Origin of the sequence: Propionibacterium freudenreichii subsp. freudenreichii (genome assembly GCF_000940845.1) — a bacterium.
Classification (GTDB): domain Bacteria; phylum Actinomycetota; class Actinomycetes; order Propionibacteriales; family Propionibacteriaceae; genus Propionibacterium; species Propionibacterium freudenreichii.
The window spans coordinates 866,609-893,025 of sequence record NZ_CP010341.1 but is presented as its reverse complement, the minus strand read 5'-3'; the positions used below and the strand labels follow the sequence as shown (position 1 = coordinate 893,025).

Here is a 26,417-nt window from a genome sequence, read left to right as displayed (position 1 = left end):
GGCTCCCTTAGACTGCTCCCATGTCCGGTGCCACCAACCCCCCATGGCTCACCGCCGACCAGCAGCGGATCTGGCGCAGCTGCCTGGCCGGTGTCGCACGCATCGACAGCCACCTGAACCTCGCGCTCGCAGAATTCGGCCTCGACCTGAATGAGTACGAGATCCTCGTGACCCTGTCGGAGTCCGACAACCACAGTCTGCGCATGTCCGACCTGGCGCAACGCGTCTACCAGTCGCGCTCACGCCTCACCCACACCGCCAAGCGGATGGAGAATCAGGGCCTGCTGCGCCGCGAACGTGCCAATGACGACCGCCGTGGCGTAGTCGCCAGCCTCACCGACGAGGGCATGGCGCTGCTCGTCGAGGCGGCCCCCACGCACGTGCGTTCGGTGCGCGACATCCTCATCGACGTGGCCACGCCCGACGATCTGCGGGCGCTCGGACGCGTCATGGGGGCGGTGCTCGAAGTGGCAGACTGAGGCGCGTGAGTGCATCAGTCCAGTCCATCCCCGTTAACGAGCTGTCTGACCGCGTCGACGCGCTGCGCCGTGAGTTGGGCAGTGATGACTGCCTTGACACCTCCACACTGACCCGGGCCCTCTATTCGACCGACGCGTCGGTCTACCGCGTGGTGCCGACGGTCGTGGCGACCCCGGCCGACACCGACCAGCTGCGCCATGTGGTGCAGGCCGCCCTGGCGGTGGGCCTGCCCATCACCGGCCGTGGCGCAGGCACCAGCTGTGCCGGCAATGCCGTGGGCAACGGCATCGTCGTCGACATGCGCCGCCACCTGAACAAGATCCTGTCGATCGATCCCGATGCCCGCACGGCAACGGTCCAGCCCGGCGTGGTGCAGGACGTGCTGCAGCAGGCGGTGCGCCCCTTCGGGCTGCGCTTCGGCCCCGACCCCTCCACCAGCAGCCGCTGCACCATCGGCGGCATGATCGGCAACAACGCCTGCGGTCCGCGCGCACTGGGCTATGGGCGCAGCGCCGACAACACGATCTCGCTGGACGTGATCACCGGTGCCGGACAGGAGCTGAGGGTCGGGCCCGGCGAGTCCAATGATTTCCCCCGGCTCAATGAGATCGTGGAATCGAACCTGGGCATGATCCGCACCGAATGTGGCCGCTTCACCCGTCAGGTGTCGGGCTACTCCATGGAGCACCTGCTGCCCGAGAACGGCCGCGATGTCGCCCGGTTCCTGTCGGGCACCGAAGGCACCCTGGCCATCATGACGCAGGCAACCGTGCGCCTGGTCGCCGATGCCCCGCACAAGATCATGGTCGCCCTGGGCTATCCGACGATGGTGGATGCCGGCGCGGACACCCCCAAGATCCTGGAGTTCAAGCCCACCGCCGTCGAGGGCATGGACAGCCGCCTCGCGGACCTGGTGGCCACCCGACTGGGCCCCTCGGCGGTGCCTCCGCTGCCCCGCGGCGAGGGCTGGGCGTTCGTGGAGATGGTCGGCGATGACCCGGCCGAGTTGGCCGACAAGGCGCAGCGCCTCACCCGCGAGAGCGATTGCCTCGAGGGGTGGGTGATCGACGATCCCGCCCAGGCCCAGCGGCTGTGGGGCATCCGCTCCGATGCCGCCGGACTGGCCGGCGTCGCCCTGAAGAATCCGGCCTATGCCGGCTGGGAGGATTCGGCGGTTCCGCCGGCCCAGTTGGGTTCCTACCTGGCCGATTTCGAGAAGCTGCTCGAGGAGCACAACCTGCACGGCCTGCCCTACGGCCACTTCGGCGATGGCTGCCTGCACTGTCGCATCGACTTCCCCTTCGACCAGCCCGGTGGCACCGACCGCTACCACGACTTCATGATCGCCGCCGGCAAGCTGGTGGCCAGCCATGGCGGCTCCATGTCGGGTGAGCACGGCGACGGCCGGGCGCGCAGCGAGCTCCTGCCGCTCATGTACTCCGGCGACATGATCAAGCTGTTCGGCCAGGTGAAGAACCTGTTCGACCCGAAGAACCTGCTCAACCCCGGCGTCATCGTCGACCCGCGCCCCACCGACGTGGACGTGCGGGTGGCCGAAACCATCAACGCGCCCCTGCGACTGTCCGATCCGCTGTTCACCCGCCACGTGCACCAGTGCACCGGCGTGGGCAAGTGCCTGGCCAATTCGACCAAGGCCGGCGGCGTGATGTGCCCGAGCTACCAGGCCACCGGCAACGAGCGCGACTCCACGCGCGGACGCTCCCATGTGCTGCAGGAGATGATCAACGGCCGGCTCATCACAGGCGGTTGGCGCGCCCCCGAGGTGGCCGAGGCACTGGACTTCTGCCTGGCCTGCAAGGGCTGCCGTCGGGAGTGCCCCACCGGCATTGACATGGCCGCCTACAAGTCGCGGGTGCTGTACGAGAAGTTCAAGCACCACCTGCGCCCGATGTCGCACTACGCCATGGGCCACCTGCCCACCTGGGGACGCCTGGTCACCAAGCTGCATGTGGGGGCACTGGGCAATCTGTTCACCCAGACGCCGGGACTGCGCCACGTGGTGCGGGCGATGGCGGGGGTCGACCAGCGTCGCCCGATGCCGAAGTTCCGCAAGGGCGCCTCGGCCCGCAAGGATGCCGCCCGCGAGATCGCGCGTCGCGAGCCGCAGGGCAAGCCGGTCGCCATCTGGGCCGACTCCTTCTCCGACGCCTTCGAGGGCAACCAGCTGCTCGGACTGGTGGCCACCCTGATCTCGGCGGGCTATGCGCCCCGGATGATCGAACAGGATGCCTGCTGCGGACTCACCTGGATCACCACCGGCCAGCTCGATGGCGCGAAGGCCCATCTGCGCAAGGCCCTCGATGTGCTCTATCCGATCGCGAAGGCCGGCACGCCCATCGTTGGCATGGAGCCCAGCTGCATGGCCGTCTGGCGCTCCGACGCCGGTGAGCTGTTGGAGGGCGATGAACGCGTCGCGGAGGTGGCACATGCCACCCACACCCTGGCCGAACTGCTGGGCAAGACCGAAGGATGGAATCCCCCGGACCTGTCGGGCCACACGATCGTCGCCCAGCCGCACTGCCACCAGTCGTCGGTGCTCGGTTGGGCTGCCGACCAGAAGCTGCTGGAACGCACCGGCGCCAAGGTGGTCACCCTGGGTGGTTGCTGCGGGCTGGCCGGCAACTTCGGTGTGGAGAAGGGCCATTACGAGGTGAGCATCAAGGTTGCGGAGCACGATCTGCTCCCGGCCATCGACGCCGCCGGTCCCGATGCCATCCTGCTGGCCGACGGCTTCAGCTGCCGCAAGCAGATCAACGACCTGCGGCAGCGTCAGGCGCTGACGCTGGGTGAATTGATCGCCGCGCACCTGTAGGTCGACCAGATCCGATCAACAACAAGGGCCCGTGTCGTCGCATTGACGGCACGGGCCCCCTTGTCTATCCCCTGCGTTTCCGCTCGTCGCGCCGCCGGGGTGCGCAGCCACGACGCCGAGTCAGCCGCGGGTGTGGCGGGCCAGCAGGTACTTCACGTCGGGGTCGGCACCGCGGAAGGTGCGGTAGTCGGCCATCACGTCGACGGAGCCACCGGGGGCCAACACCTCGCGGCGGAAGCGCTCACCCGCTGCGCGGTCGAGTCCGCCGTGCTCGTCGAACCAGGCGCTGGCGTCGGCATCGAAGACCTCTGCCCACAGGTAGGCGTAGTAGGCGCCGTCGTAGCCGGTGGTCCAGATGTGGCTGAAATAGCGCGTCCGGTAACGCGGCGGCACCAGCACGAAGGCCACGCGGCGTTCCTCGAGGGCCTCGTTCTCGAAGGCATCCACCTGTCCGGGTTGGGTGGGCAGTTGCTCGGGCGAGGAGCTGTGCCAGGCCTGGTCGAGCTGCATCGCCGCGACGAGCTCCAGGTCGTCGAAGCCGACATTGCCCTGATCGGTGTTGACCAGGGCCCCCACGAGATCGGAGGGCAGGGGCTCACCGGTGCGCCAATGACGCGCATAGTGGGCGAGCAGTTCGGGATCGCGGGCCCAGCGCTCGTTGACCTGGCTGGGGAATTCGACGTAGTCGATCGGGGTATTGGTGCCCGCCAGCGACGGATAGCGGCTGTCAGCGAACAACCCGTGGAGGCAGTGGCCGAACTCGTGGAAGCAGGTGATCACCTGGTCCCAGCTCAGCAGGGCGGGCTGCCCGGCGCGCGGACGGGTGATGTTGGTGTTGAGCGTGACCACGGGCTTCGCGCCGGTGAGTGAGTTGGCGTTCACCAGGTCGGTCATCCACGCCCCACCCTGCTTGCTCGGGCGTACCCAGGGGTCCAGGAGCAGCAGCCCCAGCACGGTGCCGTCCTGTTCGTGCACCTCGTAGACGCGCACATCGGGGGTGTACCCGGTGAGTCCCTCCCGACGCTCCACGGTGATGCCGTAGAGGCGGTGCGCAGCCTCGAAGACCCCGCGGGTGAGCACCTGCTCGAACTCCAGGTAGGGACGCAGGGCCTCGTCGTCGAGCTCCGCGCGGGCACGCTCACGCGATGCGACCCACGACCAGTCCCAGGGGCCGAATTCCTTGCCGACGGCCAGGTCGGTGAAGATCTCGCGGAAGCGCAGCGAATCCTCGCTGGCCTGGTGTACCGACAGCTTCGAGAAGGGATCGAGCAGGCCGCGGATGGCGTCCACCGTCTTCGCGCAGCCACCATCGGCCACATAGGCGGCGTGGCTGGCGTAGCCGAGCAGGGCGGCCCGGTCGGCGCGCACCCGGGCCAGCTGCACCACGAGGCTGCCGGTCTCATTGCCGCCGGTGGCACCCCGCGACATGGACGCCTCGAAGACCCGGCGCCGCACTTCCTGGTGCGACAGGGAGGCCAACCAGTCCTGGCCGGTGGTGTTCACCAGCTCGAGCAGCCAGCCGTCCAGGTCGCGGGCGCCGGCGGCGCGTTCGGCCTCGGTGCGCTGTTCCTCGCTCAGCCCGGCGAGTTCCGCAGGATCGGTGATGTGCACGGCCGCCTCGTTGCGGCCGGCCACGACGCGCTGGCCGAACTGTGATTCAAGCCTGGCGATGCGGGCGTTGAGCACGCGCAGCCGTTCCTGGTCCTCCGGCGACAGGGCGACGCCGGAGCGTCGGAAATCGCGCAGGCGCTCGTGGAGCCACCAGGTGACCTGTTCGTCGCCCGGCTCGGCGCCGGCCTCCACCGCCTGCGACAGATCGCGTACCCGGTCGTAGAGCCCGGCATCGAGCATGATCGCGTCGTGGTGGGCCGCCAGCTCGCTGGACAGGCGCTCGGCCACGGCATCCAGCTCCGGGCTGGTGTCGGCATCGTGCAGCGTGAAGAACGCCGCCGTGGCACGTGACAGCGCGAGCTCCGCACGTTCCCAGGCCTCGATCGTGTTGGCGACGGTCGCCGGCTCGGGGTTGTCGGAGACAAGGCGCAGGCCGGACAGTTCGGCGGCCATTGCGTCATGCACGATCTGCTCGTAGTCACCGGGCGCCAGGGCGGCGAAGTCGGCAAGCTCGAACTCGGACTGGAGGGGTAGCGAAGAACTCACCGTTCAATCAAACACCCCCGGGCGGGCCAGCAACAGCCCCGTCTAGACTGTCGGCCATGCCGACGCTGGGCCTGACCGAAGCCATCCGAACAATGCCAGACGGCACCGTCAAGCAGGTGAATCCGCTGTCGGGGGTGGAGGTGTGGACCGTGCCGGGCCGCGGCAACCGTCCGCTGGCGACCCCGGTGAATGACCCCAGGGCGCTGAGCGCCGACGATTTCGGGCACAGTTGCGCGTTCTGCGCCGACCGCATGGCCGAGACCCCGCCCGAGAAGGCGCGCCGTGTGCATGGCGCTGACGGCTGGCAGACGCTCACCGGTGTGTTGCCCGAACACCTGCACGACACGGTGGCCGAGTTCCGGCGCATCCCGAACCTGTTCGAGATCGTCGGCTACCCCTATTGGGTGGCCAACTACGACTACAAGCCCTCCCCGGCGGCCATGGCCCGCTATCGCGCCTACCGCAATGACGCCGGCGGGCGGGAGCACCTGCTGGCCATCAGCCGCACGAAGCTGGCGGCCTCCGGGCTCGCACCGGCCCAGGTGAGGGCCACCCCCGATGACGAGCTGCTGGATGACGCCATCGGCTTCTTCGCCGGCGGGCACGACGTGATCGTGGCGCGACGCCATTTCGTGGACGGCGCCACCGACAGCTCGCAGCTGGCGGGCTCCGGTGCCCTGTCCCCCGACGAACATGCCGAGTACATGCGCTTCACCGTGGACACGTTGGCCGACCTGTACCGGCAGAATCGCTACGCCCGCTATGTGGCGGTCTTCCAGAACTGGCTGCGGCCGGCAGGGGCGTCGTTCGATCACCTGCACAAGCAACTGGTCGCGATCGACCAGCACGGCACCCAGGCGGCCGGCGAGGTGGAGCGGCTGCGCAGCAATCCGAATATCTACAACGACCTGCTGCTGGGCACCGCCGTGCAGCACAACCTGGTGATCGCCGAGAACGACAGTGCGATCGTCTTCGCCGGGTTCGGGCACCGCTATCCGACCCTGGAGATCTATTCGAAGTCGGCAACCTGCGAGCCCTGGAACCAGTCCGACAAGGAACTCGACGACATGTCGGCGCTGGTCCATGCGTGCCACGCGGCCACCGGGATGGATGTTCCGTCCAATGAGGAATGGCACCACCGCGCCCCCGACATGGACGTGCCCATGCCATGGCGCATCAACCTGAAGTGGCGGGTGTCCACCCTGGCCGGGTTCGAGGGCGGCACGAAGATCTACCTCAACACGATTGATCCCTGGCATCTGCGCGACCGGGTGGTGCCGCGCCTGCACGCGCTGCGCCGCCAGGGGCGGCTCGCCGACAACATCCTGCTCGACATCGAATGCCCGGCCCAGTACAACTCGCTGATGTACAACCCGCTGCTGCAGCGCCGGGACACGAACCGCGACCGGCCGATCAGGATTCGTTGACCGGGCGTGCGCGACGCGCGACCGTGTCGACCCTGATCTCCTGGCCCTCGGTGAACCGCGCCGCGTCCGGATAGCCCAGCAACAGCGCAATGCCGCGTTGGCGAGCGATGATGGCCCCGTGGCCGGTGTCACCGCCCCGCAGGGTGATGATGGCCCGGCAGCGTGCGGTGTCGGCGGTCGCGGCGCTCAGCGCGTCCAGTTCGGGCAACACCCAGACTCCCGCTGGTGCCTCCCGGGGCCAGCGCAGCGAGGCCCCCACGATTGCCGAGCGCAGCAGGCGGTCGAGTGAGCGCACGTCCTGGCCACGCTCGCGCAGATAGGGGTCGCTGAGCTTGTCAAAGCTGGCGCTGAGTCCGGCCATCGTCGCGGAGACCGCCTCGATGCTGCTGGCTCCCTTATCGATGGCGGAGCTGACGCCCGTGCGCAGCGACGCATCGTTGAGCAGTGCCTTCTGGGCGTTGAAGATTGCGGCGAAGGGGCCGCTGGCCTGATCATCGAGATAGCCGGCCACATGGTGGCGCGCCTGGTCGAAGCGGGCCTGTTCGATGGCGGCGCTGCCGGCCCGGTAGCCGGCGACATCCGGATCGGGATCGATGATGTGCACGGGCCCCTCGACCACCGCGGTGGCCACGGGGGCGGGGCTGGCATCCTGCTGAGGTCGTTCCCCCTCCGACGCGCGACCGGGGGTGTTGCCTGCCTCGGACGGGTTGCCGTTGGTGGCGTCACCGAACTGCCGGGCGGCGAGCTCGTCGAGGGCTTGGCGCGCCTGTGGGGCTGCCGCCCCCGACGCCTCAACGTGCATCACCTGGCCCTGGTGCAGTTGCAGGGCCGCCAGGGATGAGACGCTGCGGGCATCGGCCGGGCCGGCACCGCTGGTGGCATTCGAGATGACGACCCGCGCATCAAGGCCGCTCAGTGCCGAGACCACGGCGGCGGCGGGTCGGGCGTGCAGGCCGTGGACGTTGGTCATCGTGTAGTCCCAGACGAGCCGGTGTCCATCCGCTTGGGTCGGGCCCCCGGCGCCCACTGCGACGGCCGGGGTGGAGTCCTTGGACGGCAATCCGTCCGCGGAGGGGGCCGTGTCCCGGGACGGCGATTCGTCGGCGAGCTGCTCGATCTTCGCGTTCAGCGACGAGCGTGCCTCGGCATCGACACGGGTGATCGGGGCTCCCCCGGCGGCGGTGACCACGCCGGCCACGAGTCCCTCCACCATGGGTGCCGGTGAGATCACCACGCGGGCGGCGAGGTCGGGATCGACGAACTCGAGGGCCATCTGGGCGCTCAGCAGGGCCGATCCGAGGTCGACGAAGACCAGCACCCCGTCGGCCCCGGCCAGCTCTTCGAGGGCGGCGGAGACCGCTGTCGCATCGGTGCCCAGCGAGCCGTCGTCCAGGCCCGCCGCGATCCGGATGGGTGGCCGCTGGTCGGGCGGCACCATCTGCACCGCCAACTCCACCGCTGCCTGTGCCAGCGGGCGGCTGTGGGACACGACGAGCAGTGCGATCATCCTGGCCTCCGGTCAGCTCAGCGTGCGTGCTGCGGATTCAATGAGCATCGTGAGGCTTGCGGCTCCCGGGTCGAGATGGCCCTTGCTGCGCTCCCCCAGGTACGACGCACGCCCGCGTCGGGCCACCAGGTCAACGGTCGCATCGCGTCCCTGCTGGGCGGCGGTCGAGGCATGCTTCAGGGCATTGGCCAGCTTGTCCCCCGCGGCGGCGTCAGCTTCGAGGCGCTCGACTGCCGGCGCCAGCGCGTCAACCATCGTCTTGTCACCCACTGCCGACTTGCCGCGCTGGGTGACGCCCTCGAGCCCGGCCCGCAGCGCCTTCGCGAAGGTGGCCGTGGTCAGGGCGGTGTCGGTGGGAAGCGCGGTGGCCATGCGCAGGAAGAGCGTGCCGTAGAGCGGCCCGGCCGCACCACCGACGGTGCTGACCAGCGTCATGCCGACCTTCTTGAGGTAGGCGCCGGGGTCGGCGAATTGCGCCGGATCGAGTGCGGCAATGGCCTTGACGCCGCGTTCCATGTTGAAGCCGTGGTCGGCGTCACCGATCTCGCGGTCGAGGTCGGTCAGTTCCTGGGAGTGCTCGGTGATCGTGTCGGCATAGTCGTGCAGCCAGGCCGCCACTTTCGTCACGCGTTCGTCGCCCATCAGATTCCCCACCTCAGTCCCGGCGTGTTCACCGGCGCATCCCACAATCTCACCAGATCGTCATCGGCCCTGAGCAGGGTCAGGGAGCAACCCGCCATGTCCAGCGAGGTGATGTAGTTGCCGACCAGGTTGCGCGCCACGGTGATGCCGCGGGCTGCCAACAGGGGTTCGATCTCGCCGTACATCAGGTAGAGCTCGATGAGCGGCGTGGCGCCCATCCCGTTGACCATGGCGATGACCGGCCCGGTGAAGTCGAGGTCTGCCAGCACGGGGTCCACGAGTTCTGCGGCGATCTGGGCGGCGGTGCCCATCTTGACCCGCTTGCGGCCGGGCTCGCCGTGGATGCCGATGCCCAGTTCCATCTCGTCGTCGGCAAGTTCGAAGCTCGGCTTGCCGGCGGCGGGCACCGTGCACGGCGTGAGGGCGCAACCGTAGGAGCGTCCGGTGGCGATGACCTTCTCGCTGAGCTGCTTGATCGATGCGAGGTCGCGTCCCTCCTCGGCGGCGGCGCCGGCGATCTTCTCGAGCAGCACCGTGAGTCCGACGCCACGTCGCCCGGCGGTGTACAGGGAGTCCTCGACGGCCACATCATCATTGACGATCACCGACTCGACGTCGATGCCATCGGCCTGGCTCAGCTCGGAGGCCATGTCGAAGTTCATCACGTCGCCGGTGTAGTTCTTGACGATCTGCAGCACACCGGCACCGTTGTCGACCTGCTTGGTGGCGGCCACCATCTGATCGGGTACCGGGGAGGTGAAGACCTCGCCGCAACAGGCGGCGTCGAGCATGCCCTCCCCGACGTAGCCGGAGTGCAGGGGCTCGTGGCCCGAGCCGCCGCCGGAGATCACCGCCACCCTGCCGGCCTGCTTGGGTTGGGCACGGTAGACGATCTTGTTGTCCAGGTCGACGCGTTGCACTCCCGGGTGCGCTGCGGCGACTCCCCTCAGGGAGTCGGCCACCACGTGCTCGGCATCATTGATGAGCTTTTTCATGGCGCCAGTCTCTCAGTGTTGCGGGGACCCAACAAGGGTTGGGGTCGCTTTGCGGACGCGGCGCGATCCCCGGCGGGGGTTGGGCGCAACGACGGCTGGGCGGGTGCCACAGATGTGCACCCGCCCAGCCGTCTGTCATCGGCACGGAAGCGATCCGGCCGGTGGTGTTGCTCAGTCGCGTGTCAGGCGACGGTAGCGACTCGCGTGGGGACGCGAGGCCTCCTCGCCAAGGCGGGCGACCTTGTTCGTCTCGTAGTCGGCGAAGTTGCCCTCGAACCAGAACCACTGCGGGTCATTGCCGTCCTCGCCCTCGCCCTCCCAGGCGAGGATGTGGGTGGCGACGCGGTCAAGGAACCAGCGATCGTGGCTGATCACCACGGCACAGCCCGGGAATTCCAACAGTGCGTCCTCAAGGCTCTGCAGCGTTTCGACGTCGAGGTCATTGGTGGGCTCATCGAGCAGGAGCATGTTGCCGCCCTGCTTGAGCGTCAGCGCCAGGTTGAGTCGGTTGCGTTCGCCGCCGGATAGCACGCCGGATGGCTTCTGCTGGTCGGGTCCCTTGAAGCCGAAGGCAGCCACGTAGGCGCGGCTCGGCACCTCGAAGTTGCCGACCTTGATGTAGTCCAGGCCGTCCGAGACGACTTCCCAGACGTTCTTCTCGGGGTCGATGCCAGAGCGGTTCTGGTCGACATAGCTGATCTCGACGGTCTTGCCGACCTTCAGCTCGCCGCTGTCGGGGGTCTCCTCCCCGACGATCATCTTGAACAGCGTCGACTTACCGACGCCGTTCGGCCCGATCACGCCGACGATGCCGGCGCGCGGCAGGTCGAAGCTCAGCCCGTTGAACAGGATCCGGCCGTCGAAGCCCTTGTGCAGCTTGTTGGCGTCGAGCACCTCGGCGCCAAGGCGCTTGCCCGGCGGGATGTTGATCTCACCGGTGTCGAGCTTGCGCGAACGCTCCGCCTCGGCGGCCAGTTCCTCGTAGCGGGCCAGGCGTGCCTTGTTCTTGGCCTGGCGGGCCTTGGGGCTGGAGCGGACCCATTCGAGTTCCTTCTCCAGGATCTTGGCACGCTTCGCATCCTTCTGTCCCTCGATCTGCAGGCGCTTGCGCTTGGTCTCCAGGTAGGTGGAGTAGTTGCCCTCGTAGGGGAAGAGCCGACCGCGGTCGACCTCGCAGATCCAGGTGACCACATTGTCCAGGAAGTAGCGGTCGTGCGTCACGCACAGCACCGCACCCGGATAGGCCTTCAGGTGGGCTTCCAACCAGTTCACCGACTCGGCGTCGAGGTGGTTGGTGGGCTCATCGAGGAGCAGCAGGTCGGGCTGCTCGAGCAGCAGCTTGCACAGGGCGACGCGGCGGCGTTCGCCACCCGACATCACGTTCACCGGAGTATCGGGCGGCGGACACTGCAGTGCGTCCATGGCCTGCTGCAGCTGGGAATCAATGTCCCACGCGTTGCGGGCATCCAGCTGCTCCTGCAGTTCGCCCATCTCGGGCAGCAGCGCGTCGTAGTCGGCGTCAGGGTTGGCCATCTCCGCCGAGATCTCGTTGAAGCGGTTGAGCATTCCCTTGAGGTCGGCGACGGCTTCCTCGACGTTCTCGAGCACCGTCTTGTCCTCGGTCAGCGGGGGCTCCTGCTGCAGCAGCCCCACCGTGGCGTCCTTGGCGAGATATGCCTCGCCGTTGTTGATGGGTTCCAGGCCGGCCATCACCTTGAGAAGCGTGGACTTTCCAGCCCCGTTGGGACCCACGACGCCGATCTTGGCGTCCGGATAGAACGACAGTGTCACGCCGTCGAGGATGACCTTCTCGCCAACGGTCTTCCTGACGTCGTGCATCTGGTAGATGAATTCAGCCATATGGGCCTGTGGTTCCTTCGCTTGCGATGTGTGGAGTATGTGCGGCCGAGTGCCCGACGCGCACGTTCCGCACCGGCGCGCAGGCATGGCCAACACGCACGGGAGAGGAAAGAACGCGGGCAGATGTCGGCGCCGCGTGGTCAAGTATGCCAGCGCCGACACATGCGGTCACCTCGCGCGGCCCACCCGCGGGGCTCAGGCAGCCGGCTCGGCCACGCCGTCCTCCACCGAGGCCAGTGATTCCGCCGGCAGCGACTCAGCTTCGTCGTCGGCCCCACAACCTTCCCCGTCCGGTCGGGACTGCGGTGCCGGACCGGAGTCGGCGCGGGGCTCGGCGGGCGCCATCCGTTCATTGCGCGTGAATCGGCTGGTGCCCCTGGCGAGGTCGTGGCCCACGGACTTGGCCTCAAGCACCAGTCGCTCGTGCTGCTGGCCGTCCTGGCCGACCCACCGACGGGCCCTCAGCCTGCCGACGACCACCACCGCCTCGCCCTTGTGCACGCTGGCCCGCACGTTCTCCGCCGTGCGGTTCACCGCCTGCACCGTGGTCCACACGGTCTCGCCATCGGTCCATTCGCCGCCCCGTCGGATCCGTGGCGTCGCGGCCAACCTGAAGGAGGCGAAGGAATAGCCCTCGCCGGAGGTGTAGTCGACTTCGGTGCCAACATTTCCGGCCATGCTGATTGCGGTGTCCATGGTGATTCCCCATTCCGGGTGCCGCGCACCCTCGGTTGTCCCCGGCGCCGCAGGATCGCGACGTCGGATATACCGCAGTGTGGGCTGATTGCCGGAAACATCCCGGGGCCAACCGGGCCTGTGGATGCGTTTCGGCGCGCTTCAGGAATCAGTGGACAAGGCCCGGGAAGTCCCGGAAATGGGGGTGGCGGCTGCTAGGTGTACTTCCCCGGGAGGTTGTGAACGGGTGAGGTAGCGAAGACCTCCGGGCAGGATGTGGGTTACCACACTCACTCTCCTGACCACGGAGGTCTTCGTGACTCACGCTAACGCACCCTTGACACCGGAAGGGCGTCGTCGTCTTGCTGTTCTCGTCGTGGAACAGGGCTGGTCGTTGCGGCGGGCGGCGGAACGGTTCCAGTGCTCGCCCGCGACGGTGAAGCGGTGGGCCGACAGGTACCGGGCAGGGCTGCCGTTGATCGACCGTAGTTCGAGGCCCACCTCGTCACCGAACCGGCTTTCGCGTAAGACGGAGCATCGGATCGTCGCGTTGCGGTTCACTCGCCGGTGGGGTCCGCACCGGATCGCGTATCACCTGCGGTTGCACCGTTCCACGGTCGGTCGGGTGCTCGCCCGATACAAGATGCCGAAGCTGATCAACATCGACCAGGCCACCGGGCTGCCGGTTCGCCGCCCGAAGCCGAAACGGTACGAGGTCGCCGCGCCGGGCCAGCTCGTGCACGTAGATATCAAGAAACAAGGCCGGATCCCCGACGGCGGCGGGTGGCGTGCCCACGGTCGCGGATCCATGCAGGACCGTCACGCGGGAGTGGCCCGCGACAAGGCAGCCCGTGCCGGGGCAGCCGGCTCTCGCGGCTACCGGTATCTGCACCACGCCGTGGACGACCACTCCCGGATCGCGTACTCAGAGATCCTTGACGACGAGCGCAAAGAGACCGCAGCGGGGTTCTGGACCCGCGCGAACGCGTTCTTCGCAGGCCTGGGCGTCACAGTCACCGCGGTGATGACCGACAACGGTTCCTGCTACCGGTCAGGCGCCTTCGCTGACGCGCTCGGCGACGAGGTGAAGCACAAGTGGACCCGGCCATACCGGCCGCAGACCAACGGCAAGGTCGAGCGGTTCAACCGAACCCTCGCCGTCGAGTGGGCCTACGCGAAGCCCTACGCCAGCGAAGCCGAGCGCGCCGCAGCCTACGAGACCTGGCTCCATCACTACAATCACCACAGACCCCACACCGGGATCGGCGGCCAGACTCCCTCAGCCCGCGTTCACAACGTCACGGGGAAGTACAGCTAGGCCGTGGCCGGGCGGCGCTACTGCGACAGGACGTCGATGAAGCCGTCGGCCAGTTCGAACAGGCTGCGCTGCACCGCGAGGCTGGCGCGCCAGTCGTCGGGAACCTCGAGCGAATGGTTGGCTCCGGCCACGTCGACCCAGCTGGTGCCCAGTTCGTCGAGTTCGCCCTCGATATCGCCCGCGCGGCCGATGTGCACCGTGCGCACCGAATCATCGGGGCCCCAATGGGGATCGATGCTGCCTCCGGCGATCAGTGACGGACCGTGGTATTCCAGCAGCGCCGCGCGCACCTCCTCCACGTCGAGCAGTGGGGTGAGCCAGATGCCGCACCAGCCGTTGGCGCTGGCCGTGGACGCTGCCCGTGAACCCATCGACTTGGCGACCACCATCGTCTGGTCGGCATCCGGGGCGTCATGGTCGAGCAGCTCGAGGGCGCGGGCGATGATCTCCTCCTGGTTCGTCTGCGGCGTGAGCTCCCACTGGGCCTGTTGCACCCACCAGCCGTGTTGGTGGGCGATGGTGCTGGTCCAGTTCAGCAGGGGCCGGTCGCACGAATAGCGGACCCCCGGAATCACCAGCATGCGCCTGGCCACGTGGCGGGGCACCTCGTCGGTGCGCCAGAAAGGCACCGTCCGGAGGGTCTCCAGTGCGCCGATTCCCAGATCCACATTCCCGCTCATTGTTCTCCCTTCGCGGTCGCGACGGCCTGCCGCGCCTGCTCATAGCGTTCAAGTTCACTTTCCACCGGCGCGATGACCGCCACATCGGTGACGCGCGCCACTGCCAGCATCAGTGCCTCCTGCGCGTCGGCACTGCGGTGTCGGGCACCGACCTCGACCCCGAGGCGGGCCAGACCGGCCACCACGATCCCGCCGAGTGCGCTGCCCACCATCAGCAGCACCGGCACGGGCATCTGACGCCACCGCGGCACCGGCAGCAGGTCGCCGCCGAGCAGCGCGTTGATGATCATCCAGCCGGCCCCCACCACCAACACGGCGAACAGGAACCACTGGACGATCCGCACCACACCCCACCAACGCCGTCCGCGACCCATCGCCAGCCCGGTGGTGGCGACCGCATGGTCCAGGGCGTCGGCCAGTCCGTCGGCATGGGACACCGACGCCGCACGCACGGCGGTGGCCCAGCCCGCGGGCAGGCCCCGTGAGGCATCGTCGGACAGGGCCCGCACGGCCCTGGAGACCTGCGCCGCCTGCACTCCCCCCGAGGCGCCGGTCAGGGCCGTGCGCTGCACCTGGGCGGGCGGGTTGGCCTGCTGACCAGTCCCCCGGCCCCGCAGGGCCGGCAGGCCGAGGTGCAGGCGTCGCAACGGATCGGGACGGAACCTCCCCAGCCAGCTCAGCACCGGCCAGCCGGTGGCCAGTGATCCCCGGTGTCGCGACGACACCAGGACGGCACGGGTGACCAGGGGGATCCCGGCGGCCTCCGCCAACGCCTGGTCGAGCGCGTCAAGGCGTTCGCGGGGAAGCCTCATCGTGGCGGGCTCCCCGAGCTGGCCCGCCAGCGCGACCGCGGCCTGGTCGATATCGGTGGCGAGGCGTTCGGTCACCACCTTGCGGTCGCGGACCGCCCGGGCAATGCGGCGCCTCAGGTCGTCGACCCCCAGGCCGGACATCGCCGAGGTGACCATGAGCGGCGTGCTGCCCAGCCCATCGGCATCCACCAGGCGACGCAGGTCGCCACTGGCTGCCCGCAGCTCCTCGGGCGTCAGGCGATCGGCCTGGTTCAACACGACGGTCATCACACCGGCATGGGCCGCCAACGGGGCCAGGTAGCGCTCGTGAAGGGCGGCGTCGGCGTATTTCTGCGGGTCGACCACCCAGATGAACATGTCGACGAGCCCGAGCAGGCGCTCCACCTCGACGCGGTGCCGGGCAGAGGTGGAGTCGAAGTCGGGAAGGTCCAGCAGCACGAGGCCGGACAGTTCGGGACGGCCCCGGCCCAGTGGCCTGCGGACGGGCACATTCAGCCAGTCCAACAACTCGGCGGGTTCGGTGTCTCCCCACCAGGCCGCCAGGGTGCGGTCCGTGGTGGGCCGACGGACGCCCGCGGTGGCGATCTGTGCCCCGGCCAGTCCGTTGAACAGGCTCGACTTGCCCGAGCCGGTGGCCCCGGCCAATGCCACCACGGTGTATTCGCCGCCCAGGCCGAGCCGCTCATCGGCCCGCTGCGCGGCCTGCAGCGCCGCGTCCACCAGCGCGTCGTCGACGCGCCCGCGGCACAGGTCCGCTGCCTGCGACAGGGCGGTGATGCGCTCGCCGAGCGGGACCTGCCCCGACTTCTGGCGCCGTCCGAAGATCATTGCTGGCCTGCCTCGTCGTCCCTTGCCGTGTCATCGCGTGCCGTGTCATCGCGTGCCGTGTCATCTCGTGGCGCGCCGGCGGCATTCATGGCCTGCATCAGCGACTGCGCATTTCCAGCGCTGGCGGCATCGGCCCCGGCAGCCGCGTGCCGCAGCGCCCCGGCCAGTTCGGGGTCGATGCCCAGCCGGCGCAGGGCGTCGGTGAAGCGCACGAGTTCGCTGGCCATCAGGCCCTGCACCCGGGCATCGAGGGACTCCTTGGCGGTTGCGGCGAGCCGACGCACCGCGTCGTCGCCGAAGATGGATTCCAGCAGGCGTTGGGCCACCACGGCACTGCCACCGGCCACGCCCACCTCGGCCCCGGTGAGTCCGGCGGTGTGGGCAAAGATCACCAGCATCAGCGCGGCCCCCACGCCGTTGACGCCGGCCGCGGCGATGCGGGCCGTGCGGCGACGGCCGTGGCCCTGTTCGCGCACCAGCTCCAGCACCTCGCCCTGCCAGTCGCGCACCTCGACACCCACCCGGGCGGCGAAGTCGGCGGAGGTGTGGCCCAGCTGTGGGTCTTCGGCCAGCAGGGGCCGACCCGCCACCGACTGGCGCCAGGCGGTGGCGGCCTGCTCCGTGGCGTCCTCGGCAGCAGCGACGATGAGCTGCTCCAAGCCGCTGCTGGCCGCTTCGGCGGCCTGTTCGCCACGTCCGGGCTCACCGCGCAGGGCCCTGCCGATGCGGTCGCGCAGTCGGCCCACCGTGTCATCGATGAAGCGGGTGATCTGGCCGGTGCCCACGTACTCGTGCCAGCGGGCGAGCACCTCGCCGCGCAGCAGGGTGCCGTCGGCGGACTGGGCCGACACCGCCTCGGCACCACGCGTGAAGGCCCCCGTGGCGTCGGCATTGAGCTGGTTGGCGGCCCGGTTCTGCTCGTCGAGGGCGTCGGCCACCCGGGTGCTGCCGCGCACGATGGCCCCGATCGCACCGCGCAGGGTTTGCGCGATCACCTGGCGGCGCCGCTGATTGTTGCCGGCCAACCCGGCGAGGAAATCACGAATAGGCGTCACGATGTCTGCCGGCAGCAGGCCGGAGGCGTCCAGCGTGGTCTCCGGCACGGGGAACAGGGGTGCGTCAGCCAGCCCCTGGGCGCTCATGAGGCGGGCGAGGTCGGCCGGGACCTCTCGCATCGCCTCCGGAGGCACCCGGTCGCAGACAACGGCCACCGCCGCCCCCCGCTCGGCGGCACGGGTGAGATATGACCATGGCACGGCGTCTGCGTAGCGGGCGGCGGAGGTGACGAACAACCACAGGTCGGCCGATTCCAACAGCTGGCCGGCCAATGCCCGGTTGTCGGCGACCACGGAATCGATGTCGGGGGCGTCCAGCAGCGCGAGGCCCTGTGGCAGCGTCGGCTCGGGAACCAATTGCAGGGACTGCGCCCCGACGGATTCAACCGTGGTGCGTACTAGGCCGGGCAGGATGCGGTCATCGGTGAACCAGGCGGCGTCGGCCGGGTTGTGCACCAGGAGTGGGCTGCGCGTGGTGGGACGGATGACCCCGGCCCGGGAGACCGTCCGGCCGATCAGGGAGTTGACTAGCGTGGACTTTCCGGCGCCGGTCGAGCCGCCGACCACCGCCAGGAGCGGGGCGTCGATGTTGGCCAGCCGCGGCAGCACATAGTCAGTGAGTTGGGCGGCCATCGCGGCCGCCTGCCGTTCGCGGTCGGGGGCGTCGGCAAGTTCGAGCGGCAGGCGCACCCTGCCGAGGTCGGCGCGCAGCCTGCCCAGGGACTCACTGAGTGACTCATCGGCCCGGTCACGGGCGCCAGCCGTGGCCCGGCCCTCAGCGATTCCCATGGTGTACCGATTCCCCTCTTCTGCTCAGGACCTCGTGGCCCTCATCTGCCATCCTGCCCGCACGCGCCATCATCCCCAGCGCTGCCCGGCGCCCACGGGCTGGCCTGCCTGCGGGCTGGGCGGGATCACCGGGGTGGCGGTGGGCGGTGGTGCCGGGGGCGGTGTCGAACCGGGACTGCGGCGCGGACGAAGCCGCGCGATGAGACGCCCCAGCGCGGCGCGGATGTTGCGCAACGTCCAGTTGGTGGGCTTGATGTGCAGGCCGTCGGTCTCGCTGAGCCCGGTGCCGCGCGCGTCACGGATGATGGCCAACAGTTCGCGCGAGCGGAGCTGTCCGGCCTCGTCCACGGTGCCCCAGGTGACCGAGGCCCGCAGATAGGCGAGCTCTATCATGGCGCGCTGGATGCGCACGGTGGCGATCAGGGTGCGGGGGCCACGCAGCAGGGCGGCGAGCAGCAGCTTGACGCGTCGGAAGAAGCCGCTGAACACATGGGGATCGCGGGGGTCCAGCCAGCCCTCGCGCACGAAGTCGGCCAGGCGCTGGCCCACCAGCCGGCCCTCCGAGCGCAGGTGGATGAAGTAGCGGATGAGCAGTCCGATCACGCCGCTGGCACCGAAGATGAGCAGGAAGGTCATGGCCGCCCCGGCGTCATCGCCGAAGAACAGGCTCGACCCGTTGAAGAGCATGTGGAGCGTCGCCGCGCACAGATAGCCGGCCAGGGGTGCGCCGACGCGCACCCACTTGCTGCGGTTGCGCATGGCTAAGGCCACTCCAATGGCGGTGCACGTGGTGAACAGTGGATGCCCCCACCAGGTGAGCAGTCCACGCTGCAGGAACATGGCGCGCAGGGCGCTGGTCGGGTCCTGCCCGTAGACCATTGCGGCGGACATATAGGTCTTCAGGTAATAGGTGATGTTCTCTGTGGCGGCGAACGACATCGCCGACAGGCCCGCGAGGGTGACCACCTGGATGGCACTCACCAGGCGTCGACGCACCAGGATCGCCAGCAGGATGAGCACCGTCGCCTTGGCGAACTCCTCCACGAAGGGCGCCACGTAGATCGCAGCCTTCGTCGAGGCGGACTCGTCGTTCGCGCTGTCGCCCAGCAGGGCGGCAACCCAACTGTTGACGAACACCGCGAAGTACACGGCGACGGCGCCGCCCCAGAACACGCAGATGACCTTGAGTAGGAATCCGGTGCGGTGGATGCGGTCGATCAGGAAATAGAGGAACAGCCCGATCGCCAGCGAGATGGCCGCGAGTTGGGCGCATTTGACCACGGCCTCGTTGAACTGGCCGACGGTGGGTTCCACGCGCTGGCCGGCCTTTTCGGTGGCCTGGGCAACCGAGGTGATGGTCTGCACCCGGAACATCAGGTAGACCCGCCACAGCAGGAAGACGCACAGCGGGAAGAAGACGACCAGCAGCCAGGTGGTCGGGCGGTGCAGTGCCGAGGAGAACCAGCCACGTCCGGGCACTGCTGGTGCCGGCAGGCCGACGAGCCTGCGCTCGCGGCGCTCAAGGGCCGTCGGACTCGCAACAGCCTTCGGGGTTGGGGGTGACGTGGGCACGTCGACAGCCTACTGGCCCACGCTTTGCGTCAACTGTCAGGCCATGCGCGATCGTGAGTGGACGATTGCTGGGCGGCCCGGGTGGGAATCGAACCCACGCGCGACAGATTAGAAGGCTGCTGCTCTATCCCCTGAGCTACCGGGCCCATGACAAGCCTAATGGTGTGGAGCGCCCGGGTCGGCGTCGGCCCGTGGTCGCGCCCGCGGCGGGTCGTGCGCCGGTGACAGACTGTCTACTTGTGACGAAACAGAGATGGGGCCGCACGCTGTTCGCGGTCTATGGACCCACTCTGATGGCGTCCATCGGATTCGGGGCCGTGATCCCGCTCGTGGCAATCCAGGCCCGAGCGCTGGGCGCCAGCGTCGGATTGGCCGCCTTCATCACCGCCCTCAATGCACTGGCCCAGGTGATGGGTGACCTGCCGGCAGGCATCGTCGCCGACCGCCTCGGCGAGAAATACGCCATCGTCGCGGCCTGCCTGATCGACACCTGCACGATGGCGATGGTCTTCGTGGCGCGCTCGCTGGTCGTCCTGGCCATCGCCGTGTTCCTGCAGGGCCTCACCGCGGCGGTGTTCAGCCTTGCCCGCCAGACCTACATCACCGAACGCATCCCGGTGCACTGGCGAGCCCGTGCCATGTCGACGCTGGGGGGCGTCTTCCGCATCGGTTGGTTCATCGGACCCCTGGCGGCGGCCGCGGTGATCACCCGCTGGGACCTGATCACCGCCTTCTGCTTCGCCGGGGCGATGAGCTTCCTGGCCGCTGTCGTGACGTTGGCCATGCCCTCACTTCCGGGCGAGCCGACGGGCCTGCGGGGTATCCGCCAGCGCCAGCAGGAGGACCATCCGGCCACCTTCGACATCCTGCGGCAGCACCGCCACGTGTTGTTGACGCTGGGTGTCGGGTGCCTGTGCCTGATGCTGATCCGCTCGGTGCGCCAGACGATCATCCCGCTGTGGTGTGAGGCGCATGGCATCTCGCCGGCGGCCACCAGCCTGATCTATTCGATCTCAATGGGCTTCGACGTGCTGCTGTTCTTCCCCGGCGGATGGATCATGGACCGCTTCGGACGCTGGTTCGTGTCGGTGCCCACGATCGCCGTGATGAGCCTGTGCCTGTTGGCGCTCCCGCTGAGCCACACCGCCGGCACGATTGCGCTGGTCGCCTGCCTGCTCGGCTTCGGCAACGGCGTGTCGAGCGGAATCGTCAACACGCTGGGCGCCGACATGTCCCCCAGTTATGGGCGTCCGCAGTTCCTGGCCGGATGGCGTGTCTTCGGCGACGGCGGCGCCGCACTGGGACCGCTGATCGTCAGCGCCGCGACCGCACTGGTGAGCCTGCCCTTCGCATCGATCCTGGTGGGGGCGATCGGATTGGCCGGCACCGGCTGGCTGGCCCGCTATGTGCCGCGTGAGGTGGTGCCCGACGAGGCCGAGGTGACGGTGGGTGCTGGCGGTGGCCCGGGACCCGAACCGTCGGGTGACGCGTCGACCCGGGGCTAGAGTTGTGCGTTATGAAAGACATGCTCGTGTGGATCGACTGCGAAATGACGGGGCTTGACCTTGCCAACGACGAACTGATTGAGGTTGCCTGTCTGGTCACAGACGGCGAACTCAATGTGCAGGGCGATGGCATTGATGTGCTCGTCCAGCCCAGCAAACACGCCCTCGACCATATGGGTGAGTTCGTGACCGAGATGCACACCAAGTCGGGTCTGCTCGCGGAGCTGAAGAACGTGAAGACGACGATGCGCGAGGCCGAGGAGCAGGTGCTCGCCTACATCAAGAAGTACGTGCCCACCGAGCGCAAGGCGCCGCTGGCCGGCAACACGATCGGCACCGACCGCACCTTCCTGGCCAAGGACATGCCCGAGCTCGAGGCCTGGGTGCACTACCGCAATGTGGACGTGAGCTCGATCAAGGAGCTCGCCAAGCGCTGGTACCCGCGCACCTACTACCAGGCCCCCGACAAGCACGGCAACCATCGTGCGCTGGCCGACATCCAGGAATCGATCGAGGAGTTGAAGTACTTCCGCGCCGCGATCATGGTTCCCGAGCCCGGCCCCACGGCGTCCGAGGCACGTGCGCTCGCCCACAAGTACCAGGGCAGCCTCACCGGATTCTCGGACCCCGACGAGCCGCCCGAGGCCGATTTCGCCGGCGAGCCCGACACCGGTTCGGCTTCCAAGGACTGACTCGGAGGGTCGCCGATTTTGGGTGACCATTGAAGGTCCGCTAACATACAACAGCTGCCCCACGGGGCAGCGATGGTGGATGTAGCTCAGCTGGTAGAGCCCCTGGTTGTGGTCCAGGTGGTCGCGAGTTCAAGTCTCGTCATCCACCCCACCTATGACACGAGGACGGTCCCTGCGGGGGCCGTTTTTGTGTGTTCGCAGCAAAGCACCCTCCGCCGAGATGGGGCGACCCCTAGGTGTTCTTGCCCGCGCAGTTGGGTATGTGGTCGGAGAACGCGGAACATACTCCGTGGCCCGTTCCGGGCGTCATGGACAACTCGCCAGAGGCGCCGACAGGCCAGTCAAAGATTCACCGTTCAGGTAACGATCGGCCTACCGTTTCGCGGCGCCCACTAATACCTGAAACCGTTCCGCAGCCCGGCGCAGTGACCATCCCGCTTCGACGACCACGATCGCCAACCGGCGACGGCCCGCAGGAGTCAAGGGTGCGTTAGCGTGAGTCATGAAGGCCTCCGTGGTCAGGATTGAGTGTGGTAACCCACATCCTGCCCGGAGGTCTTCCCTTACGACCCGAACCGTTCACAACCTCCCGAGGAAGGACACTTAAGCAGGAGTTGGTAGCCGCCACCCGCAACGGTGTGCCGGTCGCGGCGGCGGGCATCTCAAGAAGCACTGCGATCAACTGGCCCTCCAAGGCCGACAGCGACGACGCATAGCAGGCCGACTCACTCACCCGCTTCGAACAAGGCCGCATCCAACAACCCCCGAAACACCCGATACTTCTCCGCCAACCGCACCCGGGTCTCCTCATCGAGCAACGCCGTGCGAGCCGGGTCGGTGTTATCGGCCAGGTCTGCGCGCTTCACGACCATCGCGAGCTCATTCGCGGCAACCCGCGCCGCATAATCGGGCTCGGGCTCCCCCACCCTGCGCGTCAGCGCCAACACCGCCGCCACAACCTCGTCGCTGAACCCGAGCCGACGAAGGTCTGGGCCATCCAGCTCGGTGTCCTCCACCACGTCGTGCAGCCAGCCGACCGCCTCCGCCGCATCGCGGAACCCCGACCCCCGCCCGCCAGCCAGTTCGCCGGCACGCCGCGCCACCCGCCGTGGGTGACCGATGTAGGGCTCCCCCGCCTTGTCCACCTGGCCGGCATGGGCCCGCGTCGCTACCTCGCGCGCCAACCCGACGGCATCGGTGCTCGTGAGCGCGCCATCGTCCACGTTGTCCATGTCACCAGTATGGACAGACCCATCCCCGCATCCCGCTCCATACACTTCTTCCCATGGCCTCAGCTCCACACGACATGATCCGGGTGCAGGGCGCCCGCGAGAACAACCTGAAGAACATCACGCTGGAGATCCCCAAGCGCAAGCTCACTGTGTTCACCGGGGTCTCGGGATCGGGCAAGAGCTCCCTGGTGTTCGACACCATCGCCTCGGAATCGCGTCGCCTCATCGACGAGACCTACAGCGCCTTCCTGCAGGGATTCATGCCCACCCTGGGCCGTCCGGACGTCGACCTCCTGTCGGGCCTCACCACCGCGATCGTGGTGGACCAGGCGCAACTCGGCGCCAACCCGCGCTCCACCGTCGGCACCGTCACCGACGCCGACGCCTTCCTGCGGGTGCTCTTCAGCCGCGCCGGCAGCCCCCACATCGGCTCACCCAAGGCGTTCTCGTTCAACGTGGCCACGATGCGCGGCGGCGGCACGATGACCGTCAAGAAGGGAACCACCGGACAAGCCCAGGCCGTGAAGCGCTCCTTCAACGTGGTCGGCGGCATGTGCCCCCGCTGCGAGGGACGCGGCACCATCTCCGAATTCAAGCTGGCCGAGCTCTACGACGAGGACCTGTCACTGTCCCAGGGCGCCATGCTGGCCCCCGGATACAAGGCCGGCGGCTGGAACTACCGCATCTACGCCGAATCGGGCATGTACAGCCCCGACAAGCCCATCAAGCAGTTCACCAAGAAGGAACTGAACGACTTCCTCTACCACGAGCCGGAACGCCGCAAGATCGCCGGCATCAATATGACCTACGAGGGCCTCGTGCCGCGCCTTCAGAAATCGATGTTGTCCAAGGACCCCGAACAGATGCAGCCACATATCCGGGCCTTCGTCGACAAGGCGGTCACCTTCGCCACCTGCCCCGACTGCGACGGCACGCGACTGTCTGCCGAAGCCCGCTCGTCGAAGATCGACGGCCTGTCGATCGCCGACGCGAATGCCCTGCAGGTCACCGAATTGGCCGACTGGCTCGGTGGCCTCGAGCTGCCGGGACTGGGCCCGCTGGTCACCACCCTGCGCGCGATCCTCACCGCCTTCGACGACATCGGCCTGGGCTACCTGAGCCTGAATCGGGCGTCGGGCACCCTGTCGGGCGGCGAATCACAGCGCGTCAAGCTCATCCGCAACATCGGCTCGCCACTGACCGATATCACCTATGTGTTCGACGAGCCCACCGCCGGCCTGCACCCCGCCGACGTGCACCGCATGAACCAGATGCTGTTGCAGCTGCGCGACAAGGGCAACACGGTGCTGGTGGTGGAGCACGAACCAGAGACAATCCGCATCGCCGACCACATCGTCGACCTCGGACCCGGCGCCGGGTCCCACGGCGGCGAACTCTGCTGCCAGGGTGACCTGGCCGGGCTGCGGGCGTCCGACACCCTGACCGGCCGCCACCTGGACGACCGCGTTGCGGCCAAGCAGGCCTGGCGCACCCCCACCGGAACCCTGCCGATCCGCCACGCCAGCCTGCACAACCTGCGCGATGTGAGCGTCGACATCCCGCTGGGAGTGCTCTGCGTGGTCACCGGCGTCGCCGGCTCCGGCAAGAGCTCGCTGGTGCAGGAATCACTGCCCGCCGACGCCGAGGCGGTCTACATCGACCAGACGCAGGTCAAGAGCTCACGCCGCTCCAACCCCGCCACCTACACCGGACTGCTCGACCCGGTGCGCAAGGCCTTCGCCAAGGCCAACGGCGTCAAGCCGGCGCTGTTCAGCTCCAACTCCGAGGGAGCCTGCCCGAACTGCCACGGTGCCGGTGTGGTCTACACCGATCTGGCGATGATGGGTGGGGTCTCCAGCGTCTGCGAGGTCTGTGAGGGCAAGCGCTTCGAGCCGGGCGTGCTGCTCTACAAGCTGGCCGGCCTCGACATCTCCCAGGTGCTCGCCCTGCCGTTCGACGAGGCGCGCGACTACTTCGGCGCCGGACCGGCCAAGATCGCCGCCGCCCAGAAGATCGTGGGACGCATGATCGACGTCGGGCTGGGCTACCTGTCGCTCGGCCAGCCGCTCACGACCCTGTCTGGCGGAGAGCGCCAACGACTCAAGCTGGCCATCCAGCTGGGGGCCAGGGGCGGCATCCAGGTGCTCGACGAACCCACTGCCGGACTGCATCCGGCCGATGTGGAGCAACTGCTCGCGCTGCTCGACAAGCTCGTGAACCAGGGGCACTCCCTGATCGTGGTGGAGCACGACCTGGCCGTGATGGCCCACGCCGACTGGATCATCGACATGGGCCCCGGGGCCGGCAACCAGGGCGGCCAGGTCACCTTCGAGGGCCATCCGGCTGACCTGGCCGCCACCGGTTCCGGGCCCACCGCCCGCTACCTCGCCGAGTACCTGGGGTCCTGAGCCGGCCCGCCCTGAGCGGCGCCCCCAATCTTCCGGACGAACCCGGGGGTCGGCTTGGTAGCGTCGCCCCGTGACCGCGAACCCTGCCAGCCAACCCGCACCGGGAGCCCACATCGAGCTCGAGTCGCTGCCCAACCTGCGCGACATCGGCGGCTACCCGATCGCCGGCGGCGGCCGGGTGCGCACCGGCGTGCTCTACCGCTCGGCGGCGCTGAGCCGCCTGTCCCCCGCCGATGCCGACGCCCTGCAGCGCCGCGACATCCGCACGATCTTCGACTTCCGCACCGAGGTGGAACGCACCGCCCAATCCGACGTGGTGCCCGACGGCATGCACGTGGTGCTCGCCGACGTGCTGGCCGACGCCGCCAGTGCGGCCCCCGACGAGATGCTCGAGGCCATCAAGGACCCCCTGCGTGCCTCGCAGCTGCTCGCCGGCGACCAGACCGCAGCCATCTTCGACGAGACCTACCGCCAGATCGTCTCGTCCGACAGCGCCCTGCGCGCCTACCGGTCCTTCTTCACCGACATTGCCGACCCGGCGAACCGCCCGGCCCTGTTCCACTGCACCTCCGGCAAGGACCGCACCGGCTGGGCCGCGGCCGCACTGCTGCTGCTCCTGGGCGTCGACGAGGCGGACGTCTTCCACGACTACGAACTGACGAACCAGTACCTGCCACGCAGCGCCGCGGCCATGATCAAGAAGTTCACCGGCGGCGGCGGCGACCCCTCGACGCTCACCCCCGTACTGGGCGTCGACCCCAAGTACCTGCAGACCGCGCTCACCGAGATGACCTCGCGGTTCGGCTCCATCACCGGCTATTTCCGCGACGGCCTGGGCATGGACGACGACGCCCAGGACACGCTGCGGGCAGCACTCACCGCCTGAGCACCCGGCCACATCCCCCGTCACCCCCGGGAGCCCCGGCCGCGGCCCACCGGGCGACACGCTG

At 68.5% G+C, this 26,417-nt stretch carries 19 protein-coding genes, 2 tRNA genes and 2 pseudogenes; 9 read left to right on the top strand and 14 right to left on the bottom strand.

Annotated elements, in window-relative coordinates; all coding sequences use genetic code 11:
* Positions 1-20: 20 nt before the first annotated feature.
* Both RM25_RS03770 and RM25_RS03765 read left to right on the top strand, forming a co-directional pair.
* Positions 21-479, top strand: coding sequence for a MarR family winged helix-turn-helix transcriptional regulator (locus RM25_RS03770; RefSeq protein WP_036939453.1), 459 nt, complete (start codon positions 21-23; stop codon positions 477-479).
* Positions 480-484: 5 nt separating this feature from the next.
* Positions 485-3,313, top strand: coding sequence for an FAD-binding and (Fe-S)-binding domain-containing protein (locus RM25_RS03765; RefSeq protein WP_080774473.1), 2,829 nt, complete (start codon positions 485-487; stop codon positions 3,311-3,313).
* Positions 3,314-3,433: 120 nt separating this feature from the next.
* Here RM25_RS03765 and RM25_RS03760 read toward each other — a convergent pair whose 3' ends face one another.
* Positions 3,434-5,470, bottom strand: coding sequence for a M3 family metallopeptidase (locus RM25_RS03760; protein WP_044636075.1), 2,037 nt, complete (start codon positions 5,468-5,470; stop codon positions 3,434-3,436).
* A gap of 56 nt (positions 5,471-5,526) precedes the next feature.
* Between RM25_RS03760 and RM25_RS03755 the strand changes: the two genes are divergently transcribed.
* Positions 5,527-6,897 (top strand): DUF4921 family protein, encoded by a 1,371-nt coding sequence (locus RM25_RS03755; protein ID WP_013160713.1) that lies wholly within the window; start codon positions 5,527-5,529, stop codon positions 6,895-6,897.
* Here the strand turns inward: RM25_RS03755 and RM25_RS13400 are convergent.
* The 6 genes and pseudogenes from RM25_RS13400 to RM25_RS03730 all read right to left on the bottom strand — a co-directional run bounded on the left by RM25_RS13400 (position 6,884) and on the right by RM25_RS03730 (position 12,597).
* Positions 6,884-7,867 (bottom strand): phosphoenolpyruvate-utilizing N-terminal domain-containing protein, encoded by a 984-nt coding sequence (locus RM25_RS13400; protein ID WP_311317295.1) that lies wholly within the window; start codon positions 7,865-7,867, stop codon positions 6,884-6,886. The genes RM25_RS03755 and RM25_RS13400 overlap by 14 nt on opposite strands.
* A 126-nt stretch (positions 7,868-7,993) precedes the next feature.
* Positions 7,994-8,404 (bottom strand): annotated as a pseudogene (gene dhaM, locus RM25_RS13395) (dihydroxyacetone kinase phosphoryl donor subunit DhaM); the annotation flags it as partial.
* Between the two features lie 12 nt (positions 8,405-8,416).
* Positions 8,417-9,058: a dihydroxyacetone kinase subunit DhaL gene (gene dhaL / locus RM25_RS03745; RefSeq protein WP_036939456.1), complete on the bottom strand. Its 642-nt coding sequence runs from the start codon at positions 9,056-9,058 to the stop codon at positions 8,417-8,419.
* Positions 9,046-10,041, bottom strand: a complete 996-nt coding sequence (gene dhaK / locus RM25_RS03740; RefSeq protein WP_013160710.1) for a dihydroxyacetone kinase subunit DhaK — start codon at positions 10,039-10,041, stop codon at positions 9,046-9,048. The genes dhaL and dhaK overlap by 13 nt, the downstream gene beginning before the upstream one ends.
* A gap of 171 nt (positions 10,042-10,212) precedes the next feature.
* Entirely contained in the window at positions 10,213-11,901 is a 1,689-nt protein-coding gene (gene ettA, locus RM25_RS03735; RefSeq protein ID WP_044636074.1) for an energy-dependent translational throttle protein EttA, read from the bottom strand.
* 195 nt (positions 11,902-12,096) lie between these two features.
* Complete coding sequence (locus RM25_RS03730; RefSeq protein WP_044636073.1) at positions 12,097-12,597, bottom strand: single-stranded DNA-binding protein; 501 nt, start codon at positions 12,595-12,597, stop codon at positions 12,097-12,099.
* Between the two features lie 295 nt (positions 12,598-12,892).
* Between RM25_RS03730 and RM25_RS03725 the strand changes: the two genes are divergently transcribed.
* Positions 12,893-13,894: an IS481-like element ISPfr17 family transposase gene (locus RM25_RS03725; RefSeq protein WP_044636672.1), complete on the top strand. Its 1,002-nt coding sequence runs from the start codon at positions 12,893-12,895 to the stop codon at positions 13,892-13,894.
* A 17-nt stretch (positions 13,895-13,911) separates the two neighbouring features.
* On the opposite strand, the gene RM25_RS11810 is transcribed toward RM25_RS03725, so the two are convergent.
* From RM25_RS11810 to RM25_RS03700, 5 genes are all read right to left on the bottom strand, one after another.
* Positions 13,912-14,574, bottom strand: a complete 663-nt coding sequence (locus RM25_RS11810; protein ID WP_052809105.1) for a hypothetical protein — start codon at positions 14,572-14,574, stop codon at positions 13,912-13,914.
* Positions 14,571-16,214 (bottom strand): GTPase, encoded by a 1,644-nt coding sequence (locus RM25_RS03715; protein WP_044636072.1) that lies wholly within the window; start codon positions 16,212-16,214, stop codon positions 14,571-14,573. The genes RM25_RS11810 and RM25_RS03715 overlap by 4 nt, the downstream gene beginning before the upstream one ends.
* Entirely contained in the window at positions 16,211-18,058 is a 1,848-nt protein-coding gene (locus RM25_RS03710; protein ID WP_044636071.1) for a GTPase family protein, read from the bottom strand. The genes RM25_RS03715 and RM25_RS03710 overlap by 4 nt, the downstream gene beginning before the upstream one ends.
* A gap of 69 nt (positions 18,059-18,127) precedes the next feature.
* Positions 18,128-19,630, bottom strand: coding sequence for a PrsW family intramembrane metalloprotease (locus tag RM25_RS03705; RefSeq protein ID WP_138427718.1), 1,503 nt, complete (start codon positions 19,628-19,630; stop codon positions 18,128-18,130).
* Positions 19,631-19,703: 73 nt separating this feature from the next.
* Positions 19,704-19,776: transfer RNA gene (locus RM25_RS03700), tRNA-Arg, on the bottom strand.
* 93 nt (positions 19,777-19,869) lie between these two features.
* Between RM25_RS03700 and RM25_RS03695 the strand changes: the two genes are divergently transcribed.
* The 3 genes from RM25_RS03695 to RM25_RS03685 all read left to right on the top strand — a co-directional run bounded on the left by RM25_RS03695 (position 19,870) and on the right by RM25_RS03685 (position 21,978).
* Positions 19,870-21,135: an MFS transporter gene (locus RM25_RS03695; RefSeq protein ID WP_013160703.1), complete on the top strand. Its 1,266-nt coding sequence runs from the start codon at positions 19,870-19,872 to the stop codon at positions 21,133-21,135.
* A gap of 20 nt (positions 21,136-21,155) precedes the next feature.
* Positions 21,156-21,827 carry an oligoribonuclease gene (gene orn / locus RM25_RS03690; RefSeq protein WP_013160702.1) on the top strand — a complete coding sequence of 224 codons (672 nt, stop codon included), beginning with the start codon at positions 21,156-21,158 and terminating at the stop codon, positions 21,825-21,827.
* A 75-nt stretch (positions 21,828-21,902) separates the two neighbouring features.
* Positions 21,903-21,978 (top strand) — tRNA-His (locus tag RM25_RS03685).
* A gap of 224 nt (positions 21,979-22,202) precedes the next feature.
* Here the strand turns inward: RM25_RS03685 and RM25_RS12575 are convergent.
* Positions 22,203-22,331 (bottom strand): annotated as a pseudogene (locus tag RM25_RS12575) (IS481 family transposase); the annotation flags it as partial.
* A 221-nt stretch (positions 22,332-22,552) separates the two neighbouring features.
* The gene (locus RM25_RS03680; protein WP_013160701.1) at positions 22,553-23,059 is read right to left on the bottom strand and encodes an HD domain-containing protein; all 507 of its coding nucleotides are present in this window, start codon (positions 23,057-23,059) and stop codon (positions 22,553-22,555) included.
* 53 nt (positions 23,060-23,112) lie between these two features.
* Here RM25_RS03680 and RM25_RS03675 point away from each other — a divergent pair, with 53 nt between their 5' ends.
* Both RM25_RS03675 and RM25_RS03670 read left to right on the top strand, forming a co-directional pair.
* Positions 23,113-25,467, top strand: coding sequence for an ATP-binding cassette domain-containing protein (locus RM25_RS03675; RefSeq protein ID WP_044636070.1), 2,355 nt, complete (start codon positions 23,113-23,115; stop codon positions 25,465-25,467).
* 70 nt (positions 25,468-25,537) lie between these two features.
* Complete coding sequence (locus RM25_RS03670) at positions 25,538-26,353, top strand: tyrosine-protein phosphatase (protein ID WP_044636069.1); 816 nt, start codon at positions 25,538-25,540, stop codon at positions 26,351-26,353.
* The last annotated feature ends 64 nt before the right edge of the window (positions 26,354-26,417 follow it).